This is a genomic window from Catellatospora aurea (assembly GCF_042663325.1).
Lineage (GTDB): Bacteria > Actinomycetota > Actinomycetes > Mycobacteriales > Micromonosporaceae > Catellatospora > Catellatospora aurea.
The window spans coordinates 123,891-146,628 of the sequence record NZ_JBHTAC010000001.1; the positions used below are offsets into that span (position 1 = coordinate 123,891).

The window sequence follows — 22,738 nt, forward strand, 5'->3', positions numbered from 1 at the left end:
CGCGCGGCAGGACGCATAGACTGCAGCACATGGCACAGACACTGCCGGCAGGCAACCGCTCCGCGACCCGGGCCGTCCCAGGAAGCATGACCGGACCGCGTATCGCCGCCCTCGTGGCACTGCTGTCGCTCACCACGGCCTGCACCCCGGCCGACCCCGGAGCATCGCCCAGCCCGGTCCGCGCGTCCTCGCCCAGCCCGGTCGGCACGGCCTCGCCCGCCCCCGCTGCGGTAGCCGTGTACCGGACCGGCGGCTTCGCCGGTGTGGACGACCGGATCACGGTCGACCCGGCCGGAGCCTGGACCCTGACAGACCGCTCCAGAGGCACCAAATCGGGTGTACTGACCACTTCGGAGCGCGAGGAGCTCCAGGCGCTGGCCGCCGATCCGCGGCTGGACACCGAGGCCGCCCGCCCCACCGCCCCGACCAAGTGCGCCGACGCCTTCCAGTACACCGTCACCGTCCATCGGATGGGCGGCGCCGGCACGGTCACCGTCATGTACACCGACTGCCCGGGTGACGAAAATCTGCCAGAGACCGCCGCCGCGATAACAGCCCTGGTCGGCAACGCTACCCGCATCTGATCTTCATCCATACGCGTCGACGGATGGCATTCCGGTGACGTTTGTGTGTCGGCGGAACTGGTTAGAGTCGCGGCGATGATGTTCTTATTCCGCTCCCTGCGCCTGCGCCGCGCCGCCCGTGACCACTTCGGCTGGAACCGGTTGCGGCCCGCGCAGCTGGACGCCATGCGCGCCCTGCTGCGCGGCCGCGACGCGATGGTGGTGCTGCCCACCGGTGGCGGAAAGTCGGCCGTCTACCAGGTCACCGCGTCCCTCCTGAAGGGACCTACCGTGGTGATCTCACCGCTGCTGGCCCTGCAGCACGACCAGATCGCGAACCTCAACGACCGGGGCAATCCGGCCCTGCGGGCGGTGCGGATCAGCTCCGCGGAGACCCCGGCCAAGCAGGCCGCGGCGTTGAAGGAGCTGCGTGAGGGCACGGCCCGGTTCCTGTTCATCACGCCGGAGCAGCTCAGCTCGCCGGAGCGGATGGCCGAGGTGAAGGCGCTGCGCCCGAAGCTGGTCGCGGTCGACGAGGCGCACTGCATCTCGTCCTGGGGCCACGACTTCCGGCCCGACTACCTCACCATCGGGCACCTGATCCGGGGCCTGGGCCGCCCGCCGGTGGTGGCGCTGACCGCCACCGCGTCGCCGCCGATGCGCGAGGACATCATCGCCCGGCTCGGGCTGCGCAAGCCCAAGGTGGTGCAGACCGGGCTGGACCGGCCCAACCTGTTCCTGGAGGCCACCCACTGCCCGAGCGAGGACTACCGCTGGCGGCGGCTGCTCAAGCTGCTGGAGGAGGCCACCCCGCCGGGCATCGTGTACGTGGCGACCCGGCGCGCCGCCGAGGACCTGGCCCAGCGGCTCAACGAGGCCGGTTACGAGGCGACGGCATACCACGGCGGCATGGCGGCCGGGGTGCGCTCCCGCGCGCACGAGGCGTTCCTCGCCGACCGGGTGCCGATCATGGTCGCCACGTCGGCGTTCGGCATGGGCATCGACAAGCCGAACATCCGCTTCGTGGTGCACATGGCCCTGCCCGACTCCCCCGACAGCTACCTGCAGGAGATCGGCCGGGCCGGCCGCGACGGCGAACCCGCGCACGCGCTACTGCTGCACCGCGCCGAGGACGTCGCCCTGCAACGCTTCTTCAACGGCGGCGCGCCCGACCTGGCCGAGCTGCGCACCGTCGCGGCGGCCCTGCACAGCGGCCCGGTCACCAAGACCGCGCTGGCCAAGACCACCGGCTACAACACCCGCAAGCTCGCCGCGCACCTGAGCCTGCTGGAACAGGTCGGCGCGGTGGCGACCGGGACCAAGGGCGAGCTGAGCGTGCCGCGGTTCGCGCCGCTGCCCGACCAGGCGGCCCGCGACGCGCTCGCCGAGCACGGGCGATACCAGGCGGGCCAGCGCTCGCGCACCGACATGATGCGCCGCTTCGCCGAGATGCGCGGGTGCCGGGTGCAGGCGCTGCTGGGCTACTTCGGCGAGCAGCTCAACGACGTCTGCGGGCACTGCGACAGCTGCCACGAGGGCACCTCGGAAGTGATCGACGACGATGTGCCGTACCCGCTGCACAGCACGGTGCGCCACGCCGACTGGGGCACGGGCATGGTGCTCGGCTACGAGAAGGACCGGATGACGGTGCTGTTCGACTCGGTCGGCTACAAGACCCTGGCGGTCGCCGTGGTCACGGCACAGAAGCTGCTGGTCCTCGAACGCGGCTGACGCCGCCGGGCCCGACCGGGGAAGGTCGGGGCCGGGCCCGGCGGCGTCAGGGTCAGCAGAGGCCGCCGCAGCCGCCGCCGGTCGGCGGCACCGCGCCGTCCATGGGGTTCGGCAGCCCATTGGCGAACTCCGGCTGGGCGTGCGTGGTCAGCTTCGGCTCGACGAGGACGAACTCGCCGACGTAGTCGGGGTCAATGTTGACGATCACGCTCGGGTCCGGGGTCTCCGGCTCGCCGTCACCCGGCGGCGTCCAGCCCTGGACCACGTTGATCGCCGCGCCCCGCACCCGCAGCACGCCCTGGACGACCTCCTCGGTGATGACGGCCGGCTGCTGGCTCTCGTCGTAGTAGCCGCCGGTCGAGGACACCTGCGTGCAGTTCTCGCCGTTCGCGTCGCAACGGTAGGTGACCGAACCGCTGGTGGTGGAGCCGTTCGCCGGCTTCGACGACTCGCTGTGGGTGACGGTGGTGCCGGTGACGTTGCCGTCCTTGTCCCGCTTGTACGTGGTCTTGTCGGTCTGGCTCTCCGTGCTGCCGTCCTTGCCCGTGCGGGTGGTGGTGGTCGACTCCGACTGCACCCTGCCGCCCGCGTCCGTGACGGTGGTGGTCTCCGTCTCGACCCGCGTCTCGCCGTCGTAGCCGAAGTCCCGGTCGATGGTCACCATCGCGCTGTTGTCGCCGTTCTCATCGGTGTAGGCGATCTCGGTGCGGCCGGTGTCCCGGTCCACCCGGGTGTGCGCCGAGGAGCCGTCGTAGTACTCGGTGACGTCGCCGAACCCGTCCTCGTCGCGGGTGTTGTTCTTCACCCCGCCCCGGTCCGCCGCGTACGAGGCGCCGCCGCCCGCGCTGATCAGCGCGATGTCGAGGCCGCCCAGCTTGATCCCCGCTGGCAGCCCGTCGCCGCCGCTGCCGGGCAGGTCGAGGCCGAGGGTCATGCCGTCGCTGCTCGGGTCGAGGCCGAACGCGTCGAGCAGCTTGCCGTCGACGCCCATGCGGGCCAGCGAGTCCTTGCGGGCCGGCAGCGGGAACGACTCCAGCCAGCCCCGGTCGACCTGCTCGCGCAGCTTGACCGTCTCCAGCGGGAGCAGCACGAAGACGCCCTGGCCGTACTCGAACGACGGCAGCTGCCGCCCGATCGCCAGCTCGGCGACCAACTGTGGTGACGGGAAGCTGGCCGGGTCGAACGGGTCGGTGCGGGCGGCCAGCTCGTCGGCGTCGCACCAGCCGTCGCCGTCGGAGTCGATCACCCGCCAGGCGATGTAGCACATGCTCAGATCGCAGATCTTGACCTGCTTGTACGGGCGGCGCGGCGGTTCCTTCTCCTCCACCGCGGCGGCGGGCGCGGACAGACCGATGGCGGCGAGCGTCAGCGCGCCCGCCGCCCCGAGCAGCCTCCGGGCGAGGGTGTGGGTTGGGGGTGTCATGGCCCGGATGCTGTCAGCCGCCGCGCCCTCGACCCGGCCTTCTGCAAGGTCACCGACACTCCCCGGCCACCGGACCTAGGGATCCCACCAGGTCCCCTGTCCTTGATCGTCCGAATTGCCCGGCAGGTGTGCGTATCTTGGACGCCGATACGCCCGGTTGCCTGGCAAGTCGGACGATCACACACTGGACGGCGACAGTGCCGCGGCGGCGTCGGCGTCGTAGCCGCGCCAGGCCCGGAGCACGATCAGGCTGCCCACCACCAGCGGAGCGATGACCACGGCGTACGCCAGGCGCAGCGAACCGGTGGCGTCGGAGGCCTCGCCGATCAGCCACGGGCCGAGCGCGCCGCCCAGCGTGATCACCGACTGGAGCACCGCGAAGCCCAGACCGCGCCGCGACGCCTCGACCACGTCCGCGTTGGCCGCGGTCAGGTTCGCGATGGCCCCGGCGAAGCCGACGTTGGCGAGTCCGAAACAGACCACCTGCGCCACGATCGGTCCCACCGCCACGGCCCCGGCCAGCGCGACCGTGCCGAACAGCAGCGACCAGCCACCCAGCCGCACCCGCCAGCCGGGACGGCGGCCGTGCCCGCGGTCGCCGAGCCAGCTGCCCAGGCCGATGCCGGCGAGGATGCCGACCAGGCCGGCGCCGCCGCCGACCGCCGCCGAGGCGGCCTCGTCGAGCCCGAACTCGCGCTGGTAGAACGACGGCATCCAGAAGAACAGCCCGCCCAGCCCGAAGAACAGGATGCTCAGCCCGCTCACCACCGAGCGCAGCGTGCGGATTCGCCACAGCTCGCGCACCTGCGCCACCAGCCCTGACATGCCGGCTGTGCCGGCGACGGAGCCGGCCGTCTCGCGCGGTCCGTCTGCGGGACCGTCGGCCGTCGCCACAGTGAGCGCTGAGCCTCCTGCCGACGTCGCCGCCTCGCCTGCAGCGTCGCGCCGCGACTCAGCCGGCGGCTGGGCGGCCGGGTCGGCGTACCAGGAGCTGAGGCGGTCGCCGATGCCGCGGACCGGTTCGCGCACCGTGAGCATGAGCAGCGCGATGACCGCGCCCGGGATGGCGACGATGAAGAAGCCGGTGCGCCAGTCGTACGCCTTGGCCAGCGCCCCGCCCGCGATCACGCCGATCGGCAGGCCCGCGAAGTAGGCGGCGCGTTCGAGCCCGTAGGCGCGGGCCCGGCTCGGCCCCGGGTAGAGGTCGCCGAGCAGGCTGGACGCGGGCGGGTTGTAGAGCTGACCGGCCGCGCCGAGCAGCACCCGCACGCCGAACAGCATCGCGTAGGAGCCGGCCAGACCGGTGCCGAGGGTGAGCAGCGCCCACACGGCGACCACGGCGGCCACGGTCCAGGTGCGCCGCCCGGTGTCGGCCAGCCGCCCGGCGGGCAGCAGCAGGAGCACCGCGGCGATCGCTCCGGCGGTGGCGATGGCCCCGGCCGCGCCGTCGTCGAACCCGAACTCGCGCTGGATCGCCGGTAGCGCCCCGGCCAGCAGGTTGTACTCGATCCGGTCGATCAGCGCGACCAGCGCCACGCAGATCGCGGGCCACCAGCCGAACGGGGCGGCGCGCCCGCGCGCGACCCGCACCGGCGGCCGTCCTGGATACGCGGCGATCTCGCGGACCTGCTCGTCGACGGCGGGGACGGCCATGCGCCTACCTCCAGGGCTGGGACCGGGCGGTCCGGCCCGGTGCCGTGCATCCTATGTACGGGAAACGGCGTTTCGCTAGAGGAACCAGGTTGCGATCAACCGACGCACTCCCGCGAAAGGCGCTGCGCCGCAGGTGCGGCGGCCTAGCCTGAAAACATGGCGGAACACTGCGACGTGGCCGTCGTCGGCGCGGGACTGGCCGGCCTGGTCGCCGCCCGGCGGATCACCGAGGCGGGGCTGCGGGTGACCGTGCTGGAGGCGTCCGACGACATCGGCGGGCGGGTGCGCACCGACACCGTCGACGGCTTCCTGCTGGACCGGGGCTTCCAGACGCTGTGCCCGGCCTACCCCGCCCTCCAGGAGGAGTGCGACCTCACCGACCTGCACCTGCGGCCGTTCACGCGCGGCGTCGCGGTGCACTGGGCCGGGCGCACCCATCACCTGCGACCCGGCCCGACGGCCGCGTTCGCGCTGGCCTCCGGGCTGGTGCCGGCCGCCGACGCGCTGACGCTGGTCGAGCTGGCCGCCCGGGACACGTTCGGCTCGACCGCCGCGGTGCTGCGCCAACCGGACGTGAGCACCCTCGACGAGCTGAGGTTGGCCGACCTCGCCCCCGCGACGGTGGACCGGGTGCTGCGCCCGTTCCTGGCCGGGGTGTTCCTGGAGGACCGGCTCGACACCTCGGGCCGCTTCTTCCATCTCATGTGGCGCATGTTCCTGCGCGGCGGCGCGGCCGTGCCCGCCCAGGGCATGCAGGCGCTGCCCCGGCTGCTCGCGGCGCGGCTGCCCGCGGGATCGGTGCGCTGCGACGCGCGGGTCGAGCACCTCACCGCGCACGGTGTGGCGGTGGCGGGCGGCGACGAGGTCACCGCGCGGGCCGTCGTGGTGGCCACCGACGGCGCCACCGCCGCGACGCTGCTACCCGGCCTGCGGAGGCCTGCCTGGCACGGGGTGACCACGTTCTACCACGCCTGCTTCGGGGCTCCGTCCGTGCACCCGATGCTGACCGTGGACCCCGGGGGCGGCGGCTTGGTGACCAACACGGTGGTGCTCACCGCCGCCGCGGCCGGGTACGCCACCGACGGGCGGGCGCTGATCGCCACGTCCACCCTGGACATGAGCACGCCGATCGACGCGCTGGAACGTTCGGTCCGCGCCCGGCTGGCGGTGCTGTACGACGTGCCCACCGCCGGCTGGCAGTTCCTCGACGCGTATCGGATCCCGCACGCGCTGCCCGCGATGCCCGCCCCGCACCGGATGCGCCGCCCCGTGCGCCACGGCTACGGCCGTTACGTCTGCGGCGACCACCGCGACACCAGCTCGGTCCAGGGCGCCCTGGTCTCCGGCCGCCGCGCGGCGAACGCGGTGCTGGCCGACCTCGGCGCGCGCGTCTACGCGGCGGGCCGGGTCTGAGTCGCGATGGCGCCGGGCGCGTGCCGCGATCGGCGGACGCGCCCGGCATCCTCCCCACCTAGGCGACGCCCTCGAACAGGACCTGTGGGTCGCCCGTCGCGCCGGGGCCCCACACGGCGTTGTACGCCGTCGTGTCGCCCGCCAGGTAGTAGCGGAACCAGTCGGTCAGCACCCGCCGGGTGATCTGCAGCTGGACGGCCCGGGTGATGGTGCCGCTGTCGCAGAAGGCCGACGAGGTGTCGATGAAGCCGCAGTGGAAGCCGCCGACGATGGTGCGCAGCTGCTTGGGCGCGGGCTTGCCGTGGTAGATCGGGCGCTGGTGGCTCGCGATCGGCGCGGTGCCGTCCTTCTGCCCGGCGACCAGCATCATCGGCACGGTCACCGAGGCGGCGGCGGCCGCGGCCGACGGGTTGGTCTCGGCGGCCGCCAGGTTGGCGACCGTGGTGACCGCGGGGTTGCGGGAGGCCGCCAGCACGCTCGCGCCACCGCCCATCGAGTGTCCGGACAGGCCCAGCTTGGCGGTGTTGATGTGCGCGTTGAAGCGCGAACCCGCCGTGGTGTCCTGCGCGACGAGCCAGGTGAGCTGGGCGTTGAGGTCGTCGGCGAAGGCGCTGTGGCTCGGGAACAGGCTGCCCTGCGAGGTCGGCGCGGCCACCACGAAGCCCCACGAGGCCAGGTGCTGCATGGTGCTGTAGTACTTGCTGACGCTCTGCAGGAAGCCGTGCCCGAACGCGATGGCCGGGAAGCGTCCGGCGGCCACGGCCGCGTTCTGCCCCGCCGTCGCCGCCGGGTAGTAGATCCGGGCGCTGAAGGAGCGGCCGGAGGCGCTGACCGAGGCGTCGACATAGCCGACGGCGTACGCACCCGGGGTGGAGCTGTCGGCCGCGGCGGGCGAGCCGAAGCCCGCCACCGCGGCGGTGATCATGGCCAGCACGAGGATCGCTCGTCTGATCATCACTGTTCCTCTCGTCGAGGGAATCTGGTTCGCACAGTGGAACACCGTTTCCCTTGACGAGACAAGCGATGATTTATGCCAACATATCGATATGCTGGTCACGCCGCCCAGGACGGCTTGCGGCGCTGCAGGAACGCCGTCATGCCCTCGACCGCCTCGTCCGTGGCGAACAGCCGCGCCGACTCCTCGGCCAGGCGCAACCCGTGCTCGTCCAGAGCCCGGCGCACCACGGCGGTGGTCAGCGACTTCGACGCGGCCAGGCCCTGTGGCGAGGCGGCGCGCAGCCCGTCCAGCACGCCGGCCAGCAGCGCGTCCACATCGTCCCCAGCCTGGGTGACCAGCCCGCAGGCGACGGCGGCGACGGCGTCGAACACCTCGCCGGTCAGAAAGTAGCGCGCGGCGGCGCGCTCCGGCATCCGGGTGAGCGTGGTCAGCGAGATCACGGCGGGGGCGACGCCGAGCCTGGCCTCGGTGAACGCGAAGCCCGAGGCGGGCCCGGCCAGCGCGATGTCGCACGCGCCGAGCAGGCCCAGGCCGCCCGCGCGCACCTGGCCGTCCACCCGCGCCACCACCGGTTTCGGCAGGTCGACGATGGCCCGTAGCAGCCCCAGCAGGCGCACGGTGCCCTCGGCGATCCCGCCGCCGGCGGCCTCGGTCAGGTCCGCGCCGGCGCAGAAGACGCGGCCGGTGTGGGTCAGCACCACGGCGCGTACGCCGGGGTCGGCCGCCGCGGCGGTCAGCGCCTCGCCGAGCTGCGCGACGAGCACGGCGGACAGGGCGTTGCGGTTGTGCGGGGAGTCCAGCGTCAGCGTCGCGACGCCGCGCTCCACGGTCGAGGTCACGAGGTCAGCCACGGAGTCAACCCTCATGAGCCGACCAATAAAAGTCAAGCGCGCTTGATTTATACGGCGCTGACCAGCGTTGATACGACAGCCTCTTGCGTTTGCGGTCCGAAGGGCTACCGTGCACGCATGGGCATCCCTCGACGCCGGGCAGCCGTCGCCACTCCGCTGGCGCCGCTCACCGGCGAGCCCCTCCCACCCGTGCGGCAGTCCACTGCCGACGATGTCGCGCTGGCCTACACCAGGGCTCGCGCGGCCCAGTCGGGCTGGGCCGCCCTGCCCGCACGCGAGCGGGCCCGGCCGGTGCGGCGCTTCGCCGCGCTCCTGCTGCGCCGCCAGGACGAGATCCTCGACCTGGTGCAGCACGAGACGGGCAAGGCCCGGCTGCACGCGCACGAGGAGGTGCTGGACGCGGCGCTGGTCAGCACGTACTACGCCCGCCGCGCGCCGCGCCTGCTGCGACCGCGCCGCCGGGGCGGCGCGCTGCCGCTGCTGACGTACGCGGTCGAGGTGCGCCATCCGCTCGGCGTGGTCGGGGTGGTCACGCCGTGGAACTATCCGCTGGCGCTGGCCGTCACCGACATCGTGCCCGCGCTGCTGGCCGGCAACGCGGTGGTGCACAAGCCGGACACCCAGACCGCGCGGACCGCCGCGTGGACGCGGGACCTGATGACCGAGGCCGGGCTGCCGGACGGGCTGTGGCAGCAGGTCACCGGCGAACCGGCGGACATCGGCGACGCGCTGCTCGACGGCGCGGACCACCTGAGCCTGACCGGTTCCACGGCCGCGGGCCGAGCGGTCGCGACGGGCGCGGGGCGGCGGCTGATCGGCTGCTCGCTAGAGCTCGGCGGCAAGAACTCGCTGCTGGTACGCGCCGACGCCGACCTCGACCAGGCCGCGCACGCCGCCGTGCGGGCCTGTTTCGCCAGCGCCGGGCAGCTGTGCCTGTCCGCCGAGCGCATCATCGTGCACGAGAGCGTGCACGCCGCGTTCCTGGAGCGCTTCCTGCCCCTCGTGCGCGGGCTGCGGCTGGCCGCCGACCTGGACTACGGCCCACAGATGGGTTCGCTCAGCCTGCCCCGGGTGCTGGCCACCGTGCGCCGGCACATCGAGGACGCGACCGGACGCGGGGCCGTGGTGCTGGCCGGTGGCGCGGCCCGTCCCGACCTGGGCCCGCTGTTCCACGAGCCGACCGTGCTGGCCGGGGTCACCCCGGACATGGCCGTGTACCGCGAGGAGACGTTCGGGCCGGTGGTGGCCGTGTTCGCGGTGCCTGGCGACGACGCGGCGGTCGCGCTGGCCAACGACACCGAGTACGGCCTGAACGCGGCCGTGTTCAGCCGGGACACCGGCGCGGCACGGGCGCTGGCCCGGCGGCTGCGGGCCGGGACGGTGAACATCAACGAGGGCTACGCGGCCGCGTACGCCTCGCACGACGCGCCCATGGGCGGCATGAAGTCGTCCGGGCTCGGCCGCCGCCACGGCACCGCCGGGCTGCTCGCCTACACGGCCGCGCAGACCATCGCCCACCAGCGCCTGAACCTCACCCCGCCGGCCGGCCCCGGGCAGGCCCGCTACGCCCGCGCGCTGACCGCCGCCGTGCGCGCCATGCAGCTGCTGCACCTGCGCTGACCCGTTCCGGAAAGGACCCGATGCCCCCCGTCACCTCCCCCGTCACGACCCTGTGCGCGGCCTTCCAGGCGACCGCCGCGGTCGCGCCCGACGACGTCGCGCTCGGCGCGTACGGCTCCGACACGGAGCTGACCTGGCGGGAGTACGCCGAGCGGGTGCGGGCCATCGCGGCAGGCCTGGCGGGTGCGGGCGTGCGACGGGGCCAGACCGTCGCGCTGATGCTGGCCAACCGGCCCGAGTTCCACCTTGCCGACACCGCGGCGATCCACCTGGGCGCGGTGCCGTTCTCGGTCTACAACACGTCATCGCCCGCCCAGATCGCCTACGTGCTCGACAACGCGCAGGCGCGGGTCGTGATCTGCGAGACGCAGTCCGCGGCGCGCATCATCGCCAGCGGGGCCGGTTACGAGCACCTGGTGTGTGTCGACGGCCGGCCCGACGGCACGGTCACCCTCGACGAGCTGTGCGCGCTGGCCGAGCCGGGCTTCGACTTCGACGCCGCGTGGCGGGCCGTGCAGCCCGACGACCTGCTCACCCTCATCTACACCTCGGGCACCACCGGCCCGCCCAAGGGTGTCGAGCTGACCCACGCCAACCTGCTCGCCGAGGCGGACGCGGTAACAGCGCTCTTTCCTATGGAACGCGCCGACCACGGGCTGTCCTACCTGCCCGCAGCGCACGTCGCCGACCGCCTGGCCAGCCACTACCTGCAACTGCTCTACGGCGCGCGGATCACCTGCCTGGCCGACCTGACCCAGCTCGGCCCCGCCCTGGCCCAGGTGCGCCCGACGTACTGGGCGGCGGTGCCGCGGGTGTTCGAGAAGATGCGCGCGCGGATCGAGGACGCGCTGCTCGACGCGCCCGCGCCGCGGCGGTGGGCGTTCCGGCTGGCGCTGCGCTGGGGCCGGGGCAGGCGGGGCGGCCCGGCCGCGCGAGCGCTGGCCCGGGTCGCGGACCGGCTGGTGCTCGGCCAGGTGCTGGCCCGGCTGGGCATGGACCGGATGCGCTGGGCGATGTGCGGTGCGGCCGCGCTGCCGGTGCCGGTGCTGGAGTTCTTCCTCGACCTCGGGCTGCCGGTGTGCGAGATCTGGGGCATGTCGGAGACCTGCGGGGCGAGCACCCTCAACCCGCCCGCGGCGATCCGCCCCGGCACGGTCGGCATCCCCGCGCCGGGGGTGCGGGTGCGCCTGGCCGACGACGGCGAGCTGCTGATCCGCGGGCCGCTGGTGACCCGCGGCTACCACCGCGACCCGGCCCGCACCGCCGAGGCGTTCGACGCCGACGGCTGGCTGCGCACCGGCGACGTGGCCACGATCGACGCCGACGGGTACGTGTCCATCGTGGACCGCAAGAAGGAACTGATCATCAACGCGGCTGGCAAGAACATGTCCCCGGCCAACATCGAGGGCGTGGTCAAGTCGGCGTGCCCGCTGATCGGCGCGCTGGTCGTGGTCGGCGACGGGCGGCCGTACAACGTGGCCTTGATCGTGGCCGACCCGGAGGCGGTCGCGTCGTTCACCGCGCGGCACGGGGCGGCGGCGGTGCCCGACGCGATCGCGGCCGGGGTCGCCGCGGGCAACGCCGAGCTGTCCCGGGTCGAGCAGATCAAGCGGTACGAGGTGCTGGACGCGGTGTGGGCGCCGGGCGGGGACGAGCTGACGCCGACCCTGAAGCTGCGCCGCGCGGCGATCGTGCGCAAGTACGCCTCGGTGATCGAAACGCTCTACGCGTCACCCGAAAGATATTCCCATAACGCTCAGAAATCAGAAAATTAAGAAATCCGGCCATCCGACCAAACCATGCCGGGCCCGGCGTCGAATCCCCTCCTGAAGTCACACCGGAGGAAGGACACCGACATGCTCGGCAAGAGGAGGCTGACCGCGCTCGCGGCAGCCGGTCTGTTCGCGTTTCCGCTGGCCCTGACGGCCTGCGGCACCGACACGATGGCCACCCAGGCCACCGGCACGGGCACCGCCGCGATGGCCGCGGAGGAGTTCGGGCCCGGCTGCGCGGCCGTACCCAAGGACCCGAACAACGCCGGCAGCTTCGAGGCCATGGCCAAGCAACCCGTGGCCACCGCGGCCTCGGGCAACCCGCTGCTGTCCACGCTGGTCACCGCGGTGAAGCAGGCCGGCCTGGTGGACACGCTCAACAACGCCGAGGCGGTCACCGTCTTCGCGCCCACCAACGACGCCTTCGCGAAGATCCCGAAGGCCGATCTGGACAAGGTGCTGGCCGACAAGGCGCTGCTCACGAAGATCCTGACCTACCACGTGGTGGCCGGGAAGACCGCGCCCGAGCAGCTCGCGGGCACCCACAAGACCCTGGAGGGGCAGGACCTGACCGTGTCCGGCGGCGGCACGGACTTCAAGGTCAACGACAGCGCGAAGGTGGTCTGCGGCAACGTGCAGACCAGCAACGGCACGGTGTACATCGTCGACTCCGTGCTGATGCCGCCGTCCTGAGCCGAACGACCGCTCCCCGGCCCGCGTTCCGGGCCGGGGAGTGCCCATGGTCAGCCGAGCCGGGTCAGCGCCTCGGCCAGGCTCACCACGTCGGCGTACTTGGCGTCGAGGTCGAACAGGTTCGCCTCGTGCGGGCCGGGATCGCGGTCGGCGCAGGCCTCGCGGACGACCATCGGCCGGAAGCCGTGCTGCAGCGCGTCCACGGCCGAGGCGCGTACGCAGCCACTGGTCGAGAAGCCGCCGATGACCAGCGTGTCCACCCGGTGCGCGGTCAGCCAGGCCGGCAGCGAGGTGCCCGCGAACGCGCTCGCGTAATGCTTGAGCACGACGTGCTCCCCCGGCGCGGGGGCGACCTCGGCCGGGAACTCGCCCAGCGGGCTGCCCGCCGCGAACGCCGCCAGCGCGGGCACCTTCGCGGCGAACAGCGGGGCCTCGGCGCAGCCGGCGTCGGCGTACCGCACTCCGGTCAGCACCACCGGCAGCCCCACCGCCCGCGCGGCCGCCAGCAGCGCGGCCATCGCCTCCAGGGCCGCCTGCCCGGTGTCGAGCCGCAGCGGCGAGCCGTCCATCGTGTACGCGGCCACCGGGTCGACCAGCAGCACCGCGGGGCGCTCGCCCCAGCCGAGCCGCCGGGCGAACCCGGCCCGCGCGTAGTCGGCGTCCAGCGCCATCAGATGACGCCCCGCTCCCGCAGCTGCGCCCGCTCGGTCTCGGACAGGCCCAGCAGGTTGCCGTACACCTCGTCGTTGTGCTGGCCCAGCGCCGGCCCGGCCCAGCGCACCGAGCCGGGGTCGGCCGACAGGCGCGGGGCGACGTTCTGCATGGGCAGCTCGCCGAAGTCGGGGTGCGGCACGCGCACGACCGCCTCCCGGGCGGCGACGTGCGGGTCGGCCAGGATGTCCTTGGCCGTGTAGACGCCGCCGGCCGGCACGCCCGCGTCGTGCAGCGCGGCGAGCAGCTTGTCCGGGTGCGGGGTGCGGGTCCAGGCGGCGATCAGGTCGTCGAGCTCGGCCTGGTGCGCGCCGCGCGCGCCGTGGGTGGCGTAGCGGGGATCGTCGGCCAGCTCCGGTGCGCCCATGACCTCGCACAGCCGCCGGAACACGGTGTCCTGGTTCGCTCCGATCAGGAGCTCGGTGCCGTCCACGGTCGGGTAGGCGTTGCTCGGGGCCACGTTGGGCAGCACCGCGCCGGTGCGCTCGCGCTGGTAGCCGGCCACCGCCCACTCGGGCAGCAGGGACTCCATCATCGCCAGCACGGCCTCGTAGATCGCCGAGTCGACGACCTGGCCGCGGCCGGTGCGCTCGCGGGCGTGCAGCGCGGCGAGGGTGCCGTACGCGGCGTACGTGGCGGCCAGCGAGTCGCCGAGCGAGATGCCCGAACGCGACGGCGGCCGGTCGGCCTCACCGGTCACGTACCGGATGCCGCCCATCGCCTCGCCGATCGAGCCGAACCCGGCGCGCGGGGCGTACGGGCCGGTCTGGCCGTAGCCGGTGACCCGGACCAGGATCAGCCGCGGGTTGATCGCGGACAGCTCGTCCCAGCCGAGACCCCAGCGTTCCAGGGTGCCGGGGCGGAAGTTCTCCAGCAGCACGTCCGCGTCGGCGACCAGCCGCCGCACCAGGTCCTGGCCCTCCTTGACGCGGAGGTTGCAGGTCACGGACTTCTTGTTGCGGGCGACCACCGGCCACCACAGCGACTGCCCGTGCGGCTTCTCCCGGCCCCACTGGCGCATCGGGTCGCCCTTGCCCGGGTCCTCGAGTTTGATGACCTCGGCGCCGAAATCGCCGAGTAGCTGGCCGCAGAACGGGCCGGCCAGCAGCGTGCCCGTCTCGATGACCCTGATGTCGGATAGTGCGCCTGTCACGGCGGCATCCTATGCTTTGGAAACGCTGTTTCGCTAGAGGAACCGAGGGTGTCGTGGAGATCGTCGAGGTCGGCCCGCGTGACGGGCTGCAGAACGAGAAGACGCTGCTGTCCACCGAGGTGAAGGTCGAGTACATCACGCGCTCGATCGCCGCGGGAGTGCGCCGCATCGAGGCGGTCGCGTTCGCCCACCCGGCCCGGGTGCCGCAGATGGCCGACGCCGAGGCGGTGCTCGCCGCCGTCCCCCGCCCCGCGGGCGTGTCCTACATCGGCCTGGTGCTCAACCGGCGTGGGCTCGACCGCGCGCTCGCCTCGGCGGGCGTGGACGAGGTCAACTACGTGCTGGTCGCCACCGACGAGTTCTCCCAGCGCAACCAGGGCATGAGCACCGCCGCGTCGCTCGCGCAGTGGGACGAGGTCGCCGCCGGGGCCCGCGCCGCCGGGCTGCGCGCCACGCTGACCGTCGCCGCCGCGTTCGGCTGCCCGTTCACCGGCGAGGTGTCCGCCGAGCACGTGGCCGGGCTGGTCGCCGCCGCGCGCACCCGGCCCGACGAGATCTGCCTCGCCGACACCATCGGCGTCGGCGTGCCGCGCCAGGTCGCCGAACTGGTCCCGGCCGTGCGCGCGGTCGCGCCCGGCGTCGCGCTGCGCGCGCACTTCCACAACACCCGCAACACGGGGTACGCCAACGCGCTGGCCGCCCTGGACTACGGGGTGTCCGCGCTGGACGCCAGCACCGGCGGCATCGGCGGCTGCCCGTTCGCCCCGGCGGCCACCGGCAACATCGCCACCGAGGACCTCGCCTACCTGCTGGAGCGCTCCGGCATCGACACCGGCGTGCACCTGGCCGCCCTGGCCGACACGGGGACCTGGATCGCGAACCAGCTCGACGTCACCGCCCCCGCCATGCTCGGCCGCGCCGGCCCCTTCCCGCCCGCCTGACCCGCCGCCACCCCACCTGTCGCAACTCTTAAAAAGTTGCGGTCTCCAGACCCCCTGGAGACCGCAACTTTTTGAGAGTTGCCGGGGGGGGGATGGGCGGGCCGGGTCAGCGGGCGACGAAGCGGCCCGTGGGGGTGCCGAGGACCGTTCCGTCGCGGTAGGCGAGGTGGCCGCCGACGACGGTGGCGACGGGCCAGCCCTTGACCTTGTGGCCCTCGAACGGGCAGTGGTCCTGGCCGGAGAGCAGCAGGTCGGTGGTGACCTCCTGCTCCAGCTCCGGGTCCACGATGGTCAGGTCGGCGTCCATGCCCACCATCAGGCTGCCCTTGCGCCCGGCCAGGCCGTACGCGCGGGCCGGGTTGCCCGCGGCCAGTTCGGCGACGCGCTGCGGGGACAGGCCGCGCTTGTGCATGCCCTCGCTGAGCAGGATCGGGTACAGCAGCGCGGTGCCGCCGAAGCCGGGCAGCGCGGGCCACAGCGCGTCGCCCTTGTTCTCCTCCAGGCAGCAGGCGTGGTCGGAGGCGACCCAGTCCACGGTGCCGTCGAGCACGGCCGCCCACAGCGCCTCGGTGTCCGATACGGACCGGATCGGCGGGTTGACCTTCGCGCCGAGGCCGCCGCGGCGGTCCAGGCTCTCGTGGTCCAGGCACAGGTGGTGCAGCGTCACCTCGCAGCGCAGGTCGAGACGTTTGGTGGCCTTGGCGGCGGCCGCGGCGGCGATCGCCTCGGCCGACGACAGGTGCAGCAGGTTGACGGGGCAGCCGGTCGCGCCGGCCAGGGTCGTCGCCTCGCCGATGGCGACCTGCTCGGTCAGCGGCGGGCGGGCGTCGGAGTACGCCTTCAGGGTCTGCGGGTCGCCCGCCGCCCGGACCCGGTCGATGAACAGCCGCATCAGCTCGGCCTGCTCGCAGTGCAGCGACAGCGAGACCCGGCGGCCCTCGCGCTGGTTGGCCGCGACCGCCTCCATGATCTGGTACAGGTGGCCGAGGTCGTACTCGTCGCTCATGGTGAACGACTTGGCGTCGCGGGAGTCGGCGGACAGGTTGAAGCCCTTGTAGAACATGTAGTACTTGAACGAGCTGACGCCGTGCTCGTCGATCAGCGACGGCACCTCGCCGACCTGGGCGGTGTCCATCGGCGCGAGGTGGAAGCCGTAGTCGGTCCAGGCGTGCCCGGCGACCGCGTCGAGCACCTGCGGGAAGATCTCTGCGTACGGGCCGGTGCGGTTGAGGTAGTGCTGGCCGGTGCGGAAGTAGGACAGCACCGTGGTCACGCCGCCGACCAGCGAGGACCGGGTCTCCTCGGCCGCGTCGAGCGCCAGGTCGCGGTAGATGCCCAGGTGGTAGTGGGCGTCGACGGCCCCGGGGAAGACCAGCCGGCCGCTCGCGTCCAGCACCTGCTCGGCCTGCGCCGCGTCGAGGTCGTCACTGATCGACACGATCTTCCCATCGCGTACGGCGAGATCTGCGCGTACCGTGCCGACATACGGCAGCACCAGCGTGCCGTCCTTGACCAGCAGATCGTATCGAGCCATGGCGGTCCTCCCAGGGGTGCGTTTCGCACACTGTAACGAGGTTTCCTTTTTGAGGGTAGGGCGTGTACCGTTCCCCCATGCCGCCCGCCGCCCTGTCCGGCGTCACCGTCGTCGACGCCGCGACCCTCTTCGCCGGCCCCCTGGCCGCCACGATCCTCGGCGACTACGGCGCGGACGTGATCAAGATCGAGCACCCGGCGAAGGGCGACCCGTCCCGCGGCCACGGCCCGTCCCGCGACGGCGTGCCGCTGTGGTGGACCATGCTGGGCCGCAACAAGCAGACCGTCACCCTCGACCTCGGCCGTGCCGAGGGAGCCGAGCTGGCCAAACGGCTGCTCGCCGACGCCGACGTGCTCATCGAGAACTTCCGGCCCGGCACGCTGGAGCGCTGGGGCCTGTCCCCCGAGGTGTTGCACGAGGTCAACCCGCGCCTGATCGTCGCCCGGGTCACCGCGTTCGGCCAGCACGGCCCGTACGCGCACCGGCCCGGGTTCGGCACCCTCGCCGAGGCCATGAGCGGCTTCGCCGCGATCACCGGGGCACCCGACGGACCGCCCACCCTGCCGCCGTTCGGGCTGGCCGACGGCATCTCCGCGCTGACCTGCGCGCAGGCCGTCATGACCGCGCTCTACCACCGCGACGCGCGCGGCGGGACCGGGCAGGTCGTCGACCTGGCCATCGTCGAGCCGATGCTCACCGTGCTGGGTATGCAGGCCATGGCGTACGACCAGCTCGGGCTCGTGCAGCAGCGCACCGGCAACCGCTCGGTCAACAACTCGCCGCGCAACACGTACCGCACCCGTGACGACCGCTGGGTCGCCGTGTCCACCAGCGCCCAGGCCATCGCCGAACGGGTCATGCGCCTGGTCGGGCACCCCGAGGTGATCGCCGAACCGTGGTTCGCGACCGGGGCAGGCCGCGCCGCGCACGCCGACGAGCTGGACGCCCACGTCGGGGCGTGGATCGCGCAGCGCGACCTGGTCGAAGTGGCGCAGGCGTTCGACGAGGCGCAGGCCGCGGTCGCCCCGATCTACGACATCACCGACGTCTTCGCCGATCCGCAGTTCGCCGCCCTCGACTCGATCACCACCGTCGACGACCCGGTGCTCGGCCCGCTGCGCATGCCGAACGTGCTCTACCGCATGTCCCAGACCCCCGGCCGCATCGGCTGGACCGGGCGGCCTCGCGGGGCCGACAACGACACCGTCTACCGCGACCGGCTCGGCCTCACCCCGGACGAGCTGGCCGCACTGCGCGACACGGGAGTGATCTGATGCAGGGCCTCGACCAGGACCGGCACGCACTGCTACCCGCCCCGAGCGGCCGAATCGCACCGTCGCGCACCGCGAACGGCGCCGCCGGGCACGACACGACAGCACTGCCCGGCGGCACGGCGTCGCCGAGCAGCGACGCGGCCGCATCCGTCACCCCGTGGGAGGCGCTCCGGGGGCGGCGGGTCCTCGACCTCGCACAGCCGATGCGCCGCGGCATGCCGCAGTCGCCGAACCATCCGCCGTTCCGGATGGCTCTGGAACGCCGGCACGGCGACATGACGCGCCCCGACGGCGGTTCGGCCGCCAACGAGCTGATCGTCACCGGCGGCCACGTCGGCACGCACGTCGACGCGCTGTCGCACGTGTCGCAGGACGGCCTGCTGCACGGCGGCCGCCCCGCCGCACCGCTGCAGTCCCACCTGGGCTTCAGCGACCTCGGCATCGACACGTTCCCGCCGTACCTGGGCCGGGCCGTGGTGCTCGACGTGGCCCGCGCGCACGGCGTGGACGTGCTGCCCGCCGCGTACGCGATCACGCCCGAGGACCTCGACCGCGCCGCGGCGGGCCTGACCCTGGCCCCTGGCGAGGTGATCCTGATCGGCACCGGCTGGTCCCGCCGCTGGTCCGAACACGACGCCTTCATCGGCGTGCGCGACGGCACCCCGGGCCCGGACGAGGCGGCCGCGCGCTGGCTGGCCGCGCACTCCCCAGCCGCCGTCGGCGCGGAGACCATCGCCTTCGAGCACATCCCCGCCGGGCGCGGCCACGCCGTGCTGCCCGCGCACCGGGTGCTGCTCGTCGAGCACGGCGTGCACATCATCGAGACGATGAACCTGGACCCGCTGCTGGCCACCGGCGCCCGCGAGATCCTGCTCGTGCTCAACCCGCTCCCCCTGGTCGGCGCGACCGGCGCCCCGGTCCGCCCGCTGGCGGTGCTGGCATGACCACCGAGCAGGCCATCGACGGTCCCGCTGCCGCACCCCGTCCGAGCGGCGACGCCGCCGGCCCTCGGCCCACGGGATCCGATGCCGTCTCGCACCACTCCCCAGAGCACGCGGTGGCGCGGCTCGCCGAGTTCGCCGCGGGCTGCCGGGAAGGCGCGGTCCCGGACGGGGTGCCGGACCGGATCCTCGACATCCTCGGGTTGGCGCTGGCCGCGCAGGACGATCCCGCGGTGCGGGCGGTGCTCGCGTCGGTGCGCCGCTGGGGCGGCACACCCGAGGCGACCCTGATCGGCGCGGGCGACCGGCTGCCCGCGCCCGCCGCGGCGCTGGTCAACGGGGTCATGGCGCACGCGCTGGACTTCGACGACACGCACCTGCCGTCGGTGCTGCACCCGAGCGCGAGCATCGTGCCCGCCGCGCTGGCGGCCGCCGAGGCCACCGGCGCGGACGGCCCGTCGCTGGTGCGCGCCGTCGCGGCCGGGATCGAGATCTGCAACCGGCTCGGCATGGCCGCGTACGACCGGGAGCTGCGCAACTCCGTGTTCTTCGAGCGGGGCCTGCACGCCACCTCGATCTGCGGCACGATCGGCGGGGCGGCTGCGGCGGGACTGCTCTACGGACTGGACGCGGCCGGGATCGGGCACGCGATGGGCATCGCCGCGTCGATGGGCGCGGGGCTGCTGGAGGCCAATCGCACCGGCGGCACGGTCAAGAAGACGCACTGCGGCTGGGCGGCGCACGCCGGGGTCAGCGCGGCCGTGTTCGCCGCCGACGGGCTGACCGGCCCGCCGACGGTGCTGGAGGGGCGGTTCGGCTTCTTCGCCGCGTACACCTCGGGGATCTTCGACGCCGACGCCCTGCTCGGCGGCCTCGGCGAGCGGTGGGAGCTGTCGCGCACGGTCTACAAGCCCTACCCGACCAACCACTTCACGCACCCCGGCATCGACTGCGCGCTCGCGCTGCGGGCCGCCGGGCTGCGCGCCGCCGACGTCGCGTCGATCGAGCTGGGCGTGGCCGCCCCGGTGCTGCGCACCATCGCCGAGCCGGCCGCCGACAAGGCCCGGCCGCAGACGGCGTATCACGGGAAGTTCTCCGGGCCGTACACCGTCGCGACGGCGCTGCTCGGCGGCGGCGGCCTGGGCGTGGGCTCGGCCGACTTCCGCGACCTCGACGAAGCCGTCCTGGCACTGGCAGCCCGGGTGACCTGCGTGCCCGACGAGCGCGCCACCGCCCTGTTCCCGAACGCCTTCGCCGCCGTGCTCCGGGTACGCACCACCGACGGCCGCGTACTGGAGCACCGCGTCGACGCCTCCCGCGGCAGCGAGTCCCACCCGCTGACCTCAGCCGACCTCGACCTCAAGTTCCGCCTCAACGCCTCGGCCCTGACCCCCGCCCGCGCCGCGGAGATCGCCGCCGCCACCCGCGCCCAGCAACCGGCCTCCCACCTGCTCCCCCTCACCTGCTGACGAAGGAAGGGCACCTTCTCATCGCTATGTGTTGTAGAAGGTGCCCTTCCTTTCACTGCGGAACCAGACCTGGTAGGACTGAGGGCCGGCGCCGCAGGTCCACCGGAGGGTGGTGGTTCCGGCGATGGACATGGCACGACCGCCGGGATGGGACAAAGCCATGGGCGTGGCTCCTCTCGGGAGTGGATGGAGCCCGCAAGCTATCCACCACCGGTACGGCGTCGACCGTTTTCGATACTCGTAGGCGGTGCTGGACCGGACCCGGCCGGACGGGCGAGGATGTGCGGCAGCGCCCCACGAGGAGGACCACCGATGGCACGACTGCACCTGACCGGAAGCACCCACGAGTACGGCGACGTGTTCACGTACCGCTTCCGCCCGCAGGGCACGCTGTCCTTCCAGCCCGGCGAGTACGGGCACCTGTTCTTCCCGCAGCTGCTCCGCCGGTTCGCCAAGCCGGTGCGGGAGATCTCGTTCGCCTCCGCGCCCGGCGACGACGAGGTGTGGTTCACCCTCGACCACAGCTCCGGGTCGCCGTTCCAGGAGCACTTCCGGTCGCTGGCGCCCGGCGCGGCGATGCAGGTCTTCGGCATCGGGGGCCACCTGAAGCTGCCCGAGGACCCGGCCCGGCCGCTGGTGCTCGTCGGCGGCGGCATCGGGGTGACCCCGTTCCGCTCGATCCTGCGGCACCTGCGCGTGCACCAGCCGCAGACCCCGGTCGCGCTGGTCCACGCGGCACGCGGCGACTACCTGTACGGCGACGAGTTCGCGGCCATGCCGATCGCGTACCACCGGGTCGGCCGGGCCGAGCTGGCCGACACCCTGGCCGCGGTCGGCGACGTCGAACCGCCCGCGGCGTACCTGGTGGCCGGCTCGGACGCGTTCATCTCCGGCGCGGTCGAGCACCTGCACAACGCCGGCGTCCCCGACGACGACATCCAGACCGACACCTTCAAGGGCCTGCACGACGACGCCACCACGGCCGTCGCCCCGTGACCGGTGGCCCGCCGACCCGCGCGCGGAGCGGAGCGGGTCGGCGGGTCAGTCCAGGGCGAGCAGGCGGCGGGCGGAGCGGACGACAGCCTCGTCGACCAGGCGGCCGTGGGCGTCGAGGCATACGCCGGAGCCGTCGCGCAGGGCCTGCTCGTGCCGGGTCACCAGGTCGCGGGCGGCAGCCAGCTCAGGTTCCGTCGGCGTGAAGACCTCGTGCACCACCGCGAGCTGAGCCGGGTGGACGCAGGCCCGGCCGCGGAAGCCGAGGCGTTTCAGGGCCAGGGTCGAGGTGCGCAGGGCGTCGGGGTCGCGGAAGTTCACCGACACCGGCGCGACCGGCGGGGCGATGCCCGCCGCGGCGCAGGCCAGCACGACCTGCGAGCGGACCCAGAGCAGTTCGCGCTCGTCCGGCCCCAGGGTGACGCCGAGGTCGGCGGCCAGATCGGCCTCGCCCAGCTGCAACCGCGCCACCCGCGGCCCACGGGCGATCGCGGGCGCGGCCAGCACCGCCGCCGCCGACTCCAGCAGCGGCACGACCTTCGTCGAGCCGACGGCCAGCCCCGCCGCCCGTTCCCGTCCGGCCAGCACCTCGTCCAGCGCGGACAGCTGCTCCACCGATTCGGTCTTGGCCACGCACAGCCCGGCCAGCCCCGGCCCGACCACCGCGGCCGCGTCGAGGTGGCCCAGCACCGCCGGGTTCACCCGCACCCACACCCGCGGCCGGTCCGCGGCCGAGCTCCCACCCGCGTCCGCACGGACGGACGCCGCTGCGGAGATCGCTGTTTCGGGTCCAGAGCTGGGGTCCGACCGCAGATTCTGACCGGAAGCAGCGATCATGCCCAGGAACGCGGCCACAGCAACCCGCGCGGCGTCCTTGCCGGCCGGGGGTACGGCGTCCTCCAGGTCGACGATGAGGGCGTCCGCGCCGACGGTCAGCGCCTTGGCCAGCTTCGTCGGGCTGTCGCCGGGCACGTACAGGTAGGACCTCATCCGGTGCCCGCAGAGTCATCGCCGACCATGGGGCGACGCTAGCCAGGCGTTGACC

At 73.4% G+C, this 22,738-nt stretch carries 19 protein-coding genes; 11 read left to right on the plus strand and 8 right to left on the minus strand.

Translation table 11 applies throughout. The features are described from left to right. Positions 1-29: 29 nt before the first annotated feature. Both ACFQO7_RS00630 and ACFQO7_RS00635 read left to right on the plus strand, forming a co-directional pair. Positions 30-584 (plus strand): protealysin inhibitor emfourin, encoded by a 555-nt coding sequence (locus tag ACFQO7_RS00630; RefSeq protein ID WP_376804472.1) that lies wholly within the window; start codon positions 30-32, stop codon positions 582-584. A 75-nt stretch (positions 585-659) separates the two neighbouring features. After that, positions 660-2,294, plus strand: a complete 1,635-nt coding sequence (locus ACFQO7_RS00635; RefSeq protein WP_376804473.1) for a RecQ family ATP-dependent DNA helicase — start codon at positions 660-662, stop codon at positions 2,292-2,294. Positions 2,295-2,346: 52 nt separating this feature from the next. Here ACFQO7_RS00635 and ACFQO7_RS00640 read toward each other — a convergent pair whose 3' ends face one another. Together ACFQO7_RS00640 and ACFQO7_RS00645 are read right to left on the minus strand one after the other, a co-directional pair. Next, positions 2,347-3,717 (minus strand): thrombospondin type 3 repeat-containing protein, encoded by a 1,371-nt coding sequence (locus ACFQO7_RS00640; RefSeq protein ID WP_376804474.1) that lies wholly within the window; start codon positions 3,715-3,717, stop codon positions 2,347-2,349. Between the two features lie 177 nt (positions 3,718-3,894). Then, positions 3,895-5,370, minus strand: a complete 1,476-nt coding sequence (locus tag ACFQO7_RS00645) for an MFS transporter (protein ID WP_376804475.1) — start codon at positions 5,368-5,370, stop codon at positions 3,895-3,897. Positions 5,371-5,526: 156 nt separating this feature from the next. On the opposite strand from ACFQO7_RS00645, the gene ACFQO7_RS00650 reads away from it, so the two are divergent. After that, on the plus strand, positions 5,527-6,783 hold the full coding sequence (locus ACFQO7_RS00650) for an NAD(P)/FAD-dependent oxidoreductase (RefSeq protein ID WP_376804476.1): 1,257 nt from the start codon (positions 5,527-5,529) through the stop codon (positions 6,781-6,783). A 58-nt stretch (positions 6,784-6,841) separates the two neighbouring features. On the opposite strand, the gene ACFQO7_RS00655 is transcribed toward ACFQO7_RS00650, so the two are convergent. Beyond that, the gene (locus ACFQO7_RS00655; RefSeq protein WP_376804477.1) at positions 6,842-7,738 is read right to left on the minus strand and encodes an alpha/beta hydrolase family protein; all 897 of its coding nucleotides are present in this window, start codon (positions 7,736-7,738) and stop codon (positions 6,842-6,844) included. A 98-nt stretch (positions 7,739-7,836) separates the two neighbouring features. Next, on the minus strand, positions 7,837-8,592 hold the full coding sequence (locus ACFQO7_RS00660) for an enoyl-CoA hydratase family protein (protein ID WP_376804478.1): 756 nt from the start codon (positions 8,590-8,592) through the stop codon (positions 7,837-7,839). A 117-nt stretch (positions 8,593-8,709) separates the two neighbouring features. Here ACFQO7_RS00660 and ACFQO7_RS00665 point away from each other — a divergent pair, with 117 nt between their 5' ends. The 3 genes from ACFQO7_RS00665 to ACFQO7_RS00675 all read left to right on the plus strand — a co-directional run bounded on the left by ACFQO7_RS00665 (position 8,710) and on the right by ACFQO7_RS00675 (position 12,677). Beyond that, the gene (locus ACFQO7_RS00665; protein WP_376804479.1) at positions 8,710-10,212 is read left to right on the plus strand and encodes a succinic semialdehyde dehydrogenase; all 1,503 of its coding nucleotides are present in this window, start codon (positions 8,710-8,712) and stop codon (positions 10,210-10,212) included. A gap of 20 nt (positions 10,213-10,232) precedes the next feature. Continuing rightward, positions 10,233-11,987, plus strand: a complete 1,755-nt coding sequence (locus tag ACFQO7_RS00670) for an AMP-binding protein (protein WP_376804480.1) — start codon at positions 10,233-10,235, stop codon at positions 11,985-11,987. Positions 11,988-12,068: 81 nt separating this feature from the next. Next, positions 12,069-12,677, plus strand: coding sequence for a fasciclin domain-containing protein (locus ACFQO7_RS00675; RefSeq protein ID WP_360530389.1), 609 nt, complete (start codon positions 12,069-12,071; stop codon positions 12,675-12,677). A 50-nt stretch (positions 12,678-12,727) separates the two neighbouring features. On the opposite strand, the gene ACFQO7_RS00680 is transcribed toward ACFQO7_RS00675, so the two are convergent. Both ACFQO7_RS00680 and ACFQO7_RS00685 read right to left on the minus strand, forming a co-directional pair. Next, positions 12,728-13,348, minus strand: a complete 621-nt coding sequence (locus ACFQO7_RS00680) for an isochorismatase family protein (RefSeq protein ID WP_376804481.1) — start codon at positions 13,346-13,348, stop codon at positions 12,728-12,730. Continuing rightward, complete coding sequence (locus tag ACFQO7_RS00685; RefSeq protein ID WP_376804482.1) at positions 13,348-14,541, minus strand: CaiB/BaiF CoA transferase family protein; 1,194 nt, start codon at positions 14,539-14,541, stop codon at positions 13,348-13,350. The genes ACFQO7_RS00680 and ACFQO7_RS00685 overlap by 1 nt, the downstream gene beginning before the upstream one ends. 53 nt (positions 14,542-14,594) lie before the next feature. Here ACFQO7_RS00685 and ACFQO7_RS00690 point away from each other — a divergent pair, with 53 nt between their 5' ends. Further along, positions 14,595-15,482, plus strand: a complete 888-nt coding sequence (locus ACFQO7_RS00690; RefSeq protein ID WP_376804483.1) for a hydroxymethylglutaryl-CoA lyase — start codon at positions 14,595-14,597, stop codon at positions 15,480-15,482. A gap of 106 nt (positions 15,483-15,588) precedes the next feature. Here the strand turns inward: ACFQO7_RS00690 and ACFQO7_RS00695 are convergent, their stop codons facing one another. After that, positions 15,589-17,016 carry a dihydroorotase gene (locus tag ACFQO7_RS00695; RefSeq protein ID WP_376804484.1) on the minus strand — a complete coding sequence of 476 codons (1,428 nt, stop codon included), beginning with the start codon at positions 17,014-17,016 and terminating at the stop codon, positions 15,589-15,591. Positions 17,017-17,093: 77 nt separating this feature from the next. Here ACFQO7_RS00695 and ACFQO7_RS00700 point away from each other — a divergent pair, with 77 nt between their 5' ends. From ACFQO7_RS00700 to ACFQO7_RS00715, 4 genes are all read left to right on the plus strand, one after another. Next, positions 17,094-18,290 carry a CaiB/BaiF CoA transferase family protein gene (locus ACFQO7_RS00700; RefSeq protein ID WP_376804485.1) on the plus strand — a complete coding sequence of 399 codons (1,197 nt, stop codon included), beginning with the start codon at positions 17,094-17,096 and terminating at the stop codon, positions 18,288-18,290. Then, positions 18,290-19,234, plus strand: a complete 945-nt coding sequence (locus ACFQO7_RS00705; RefSeq protein WP_376804486.1) for a cyclase family protein — start codon at positions 18,290-18,292, stop codon at positions 19,232-19,234. Before ACFQO7_RS00700 ends, ACFQO7_RS00705 begins: the two co-directional genes overlap by 1 nt. Continuing rightward, on the plus strand, positions 19,231-20,700 hold the full coding sequence (locus ACFQO7_RS00710; RefSeq protein ID WP_376804487.1) for an MmgE/PrpD family protein: 1,470 nt from the start codon (positions 19,231-19,233) through the stop codon (positions 20,698-20,700). Before ACFQO7_RS00705 ends, ACFQO7_RS00710 begins: the two co-directional genes overlap by 4 nt. A gap of 312 nt (positions 20,701-21,012) precedes the next feature. Continuing rightward, positions 21,013-21,696: an FAD-dependent oxidoreductase gene (locus ACFQO7_RS00715; RefSeq protein ID WP_376804488.1), complete on the plus strand. Its 684-nt coding sequence runs from the start codon at positions 21,013-21,015 to the stop codon at positions 21,694-21,696. A 45-nt stretch (positions 21,697-21,741) separates the two neighbouring features. Here the strand turns inward: ACFQO7_RS00715 and ACFQO7_RS00720 are convergent, their stop codons facing one another. Next, on the minus strand, positions 21,742-22,683 hold the full coding sequence (locus tag ACFQO7_RS00720) for an HpcH/HpaI aldolase/citrate lyase family protein (protein ID WP_376804489.1): 942 nt from the start codon (positions 22,681-22,683) through the stop codon (positions 21,742-21,744). Positions 22,684-22,738 lie beyond the last annotated feature (55 nt).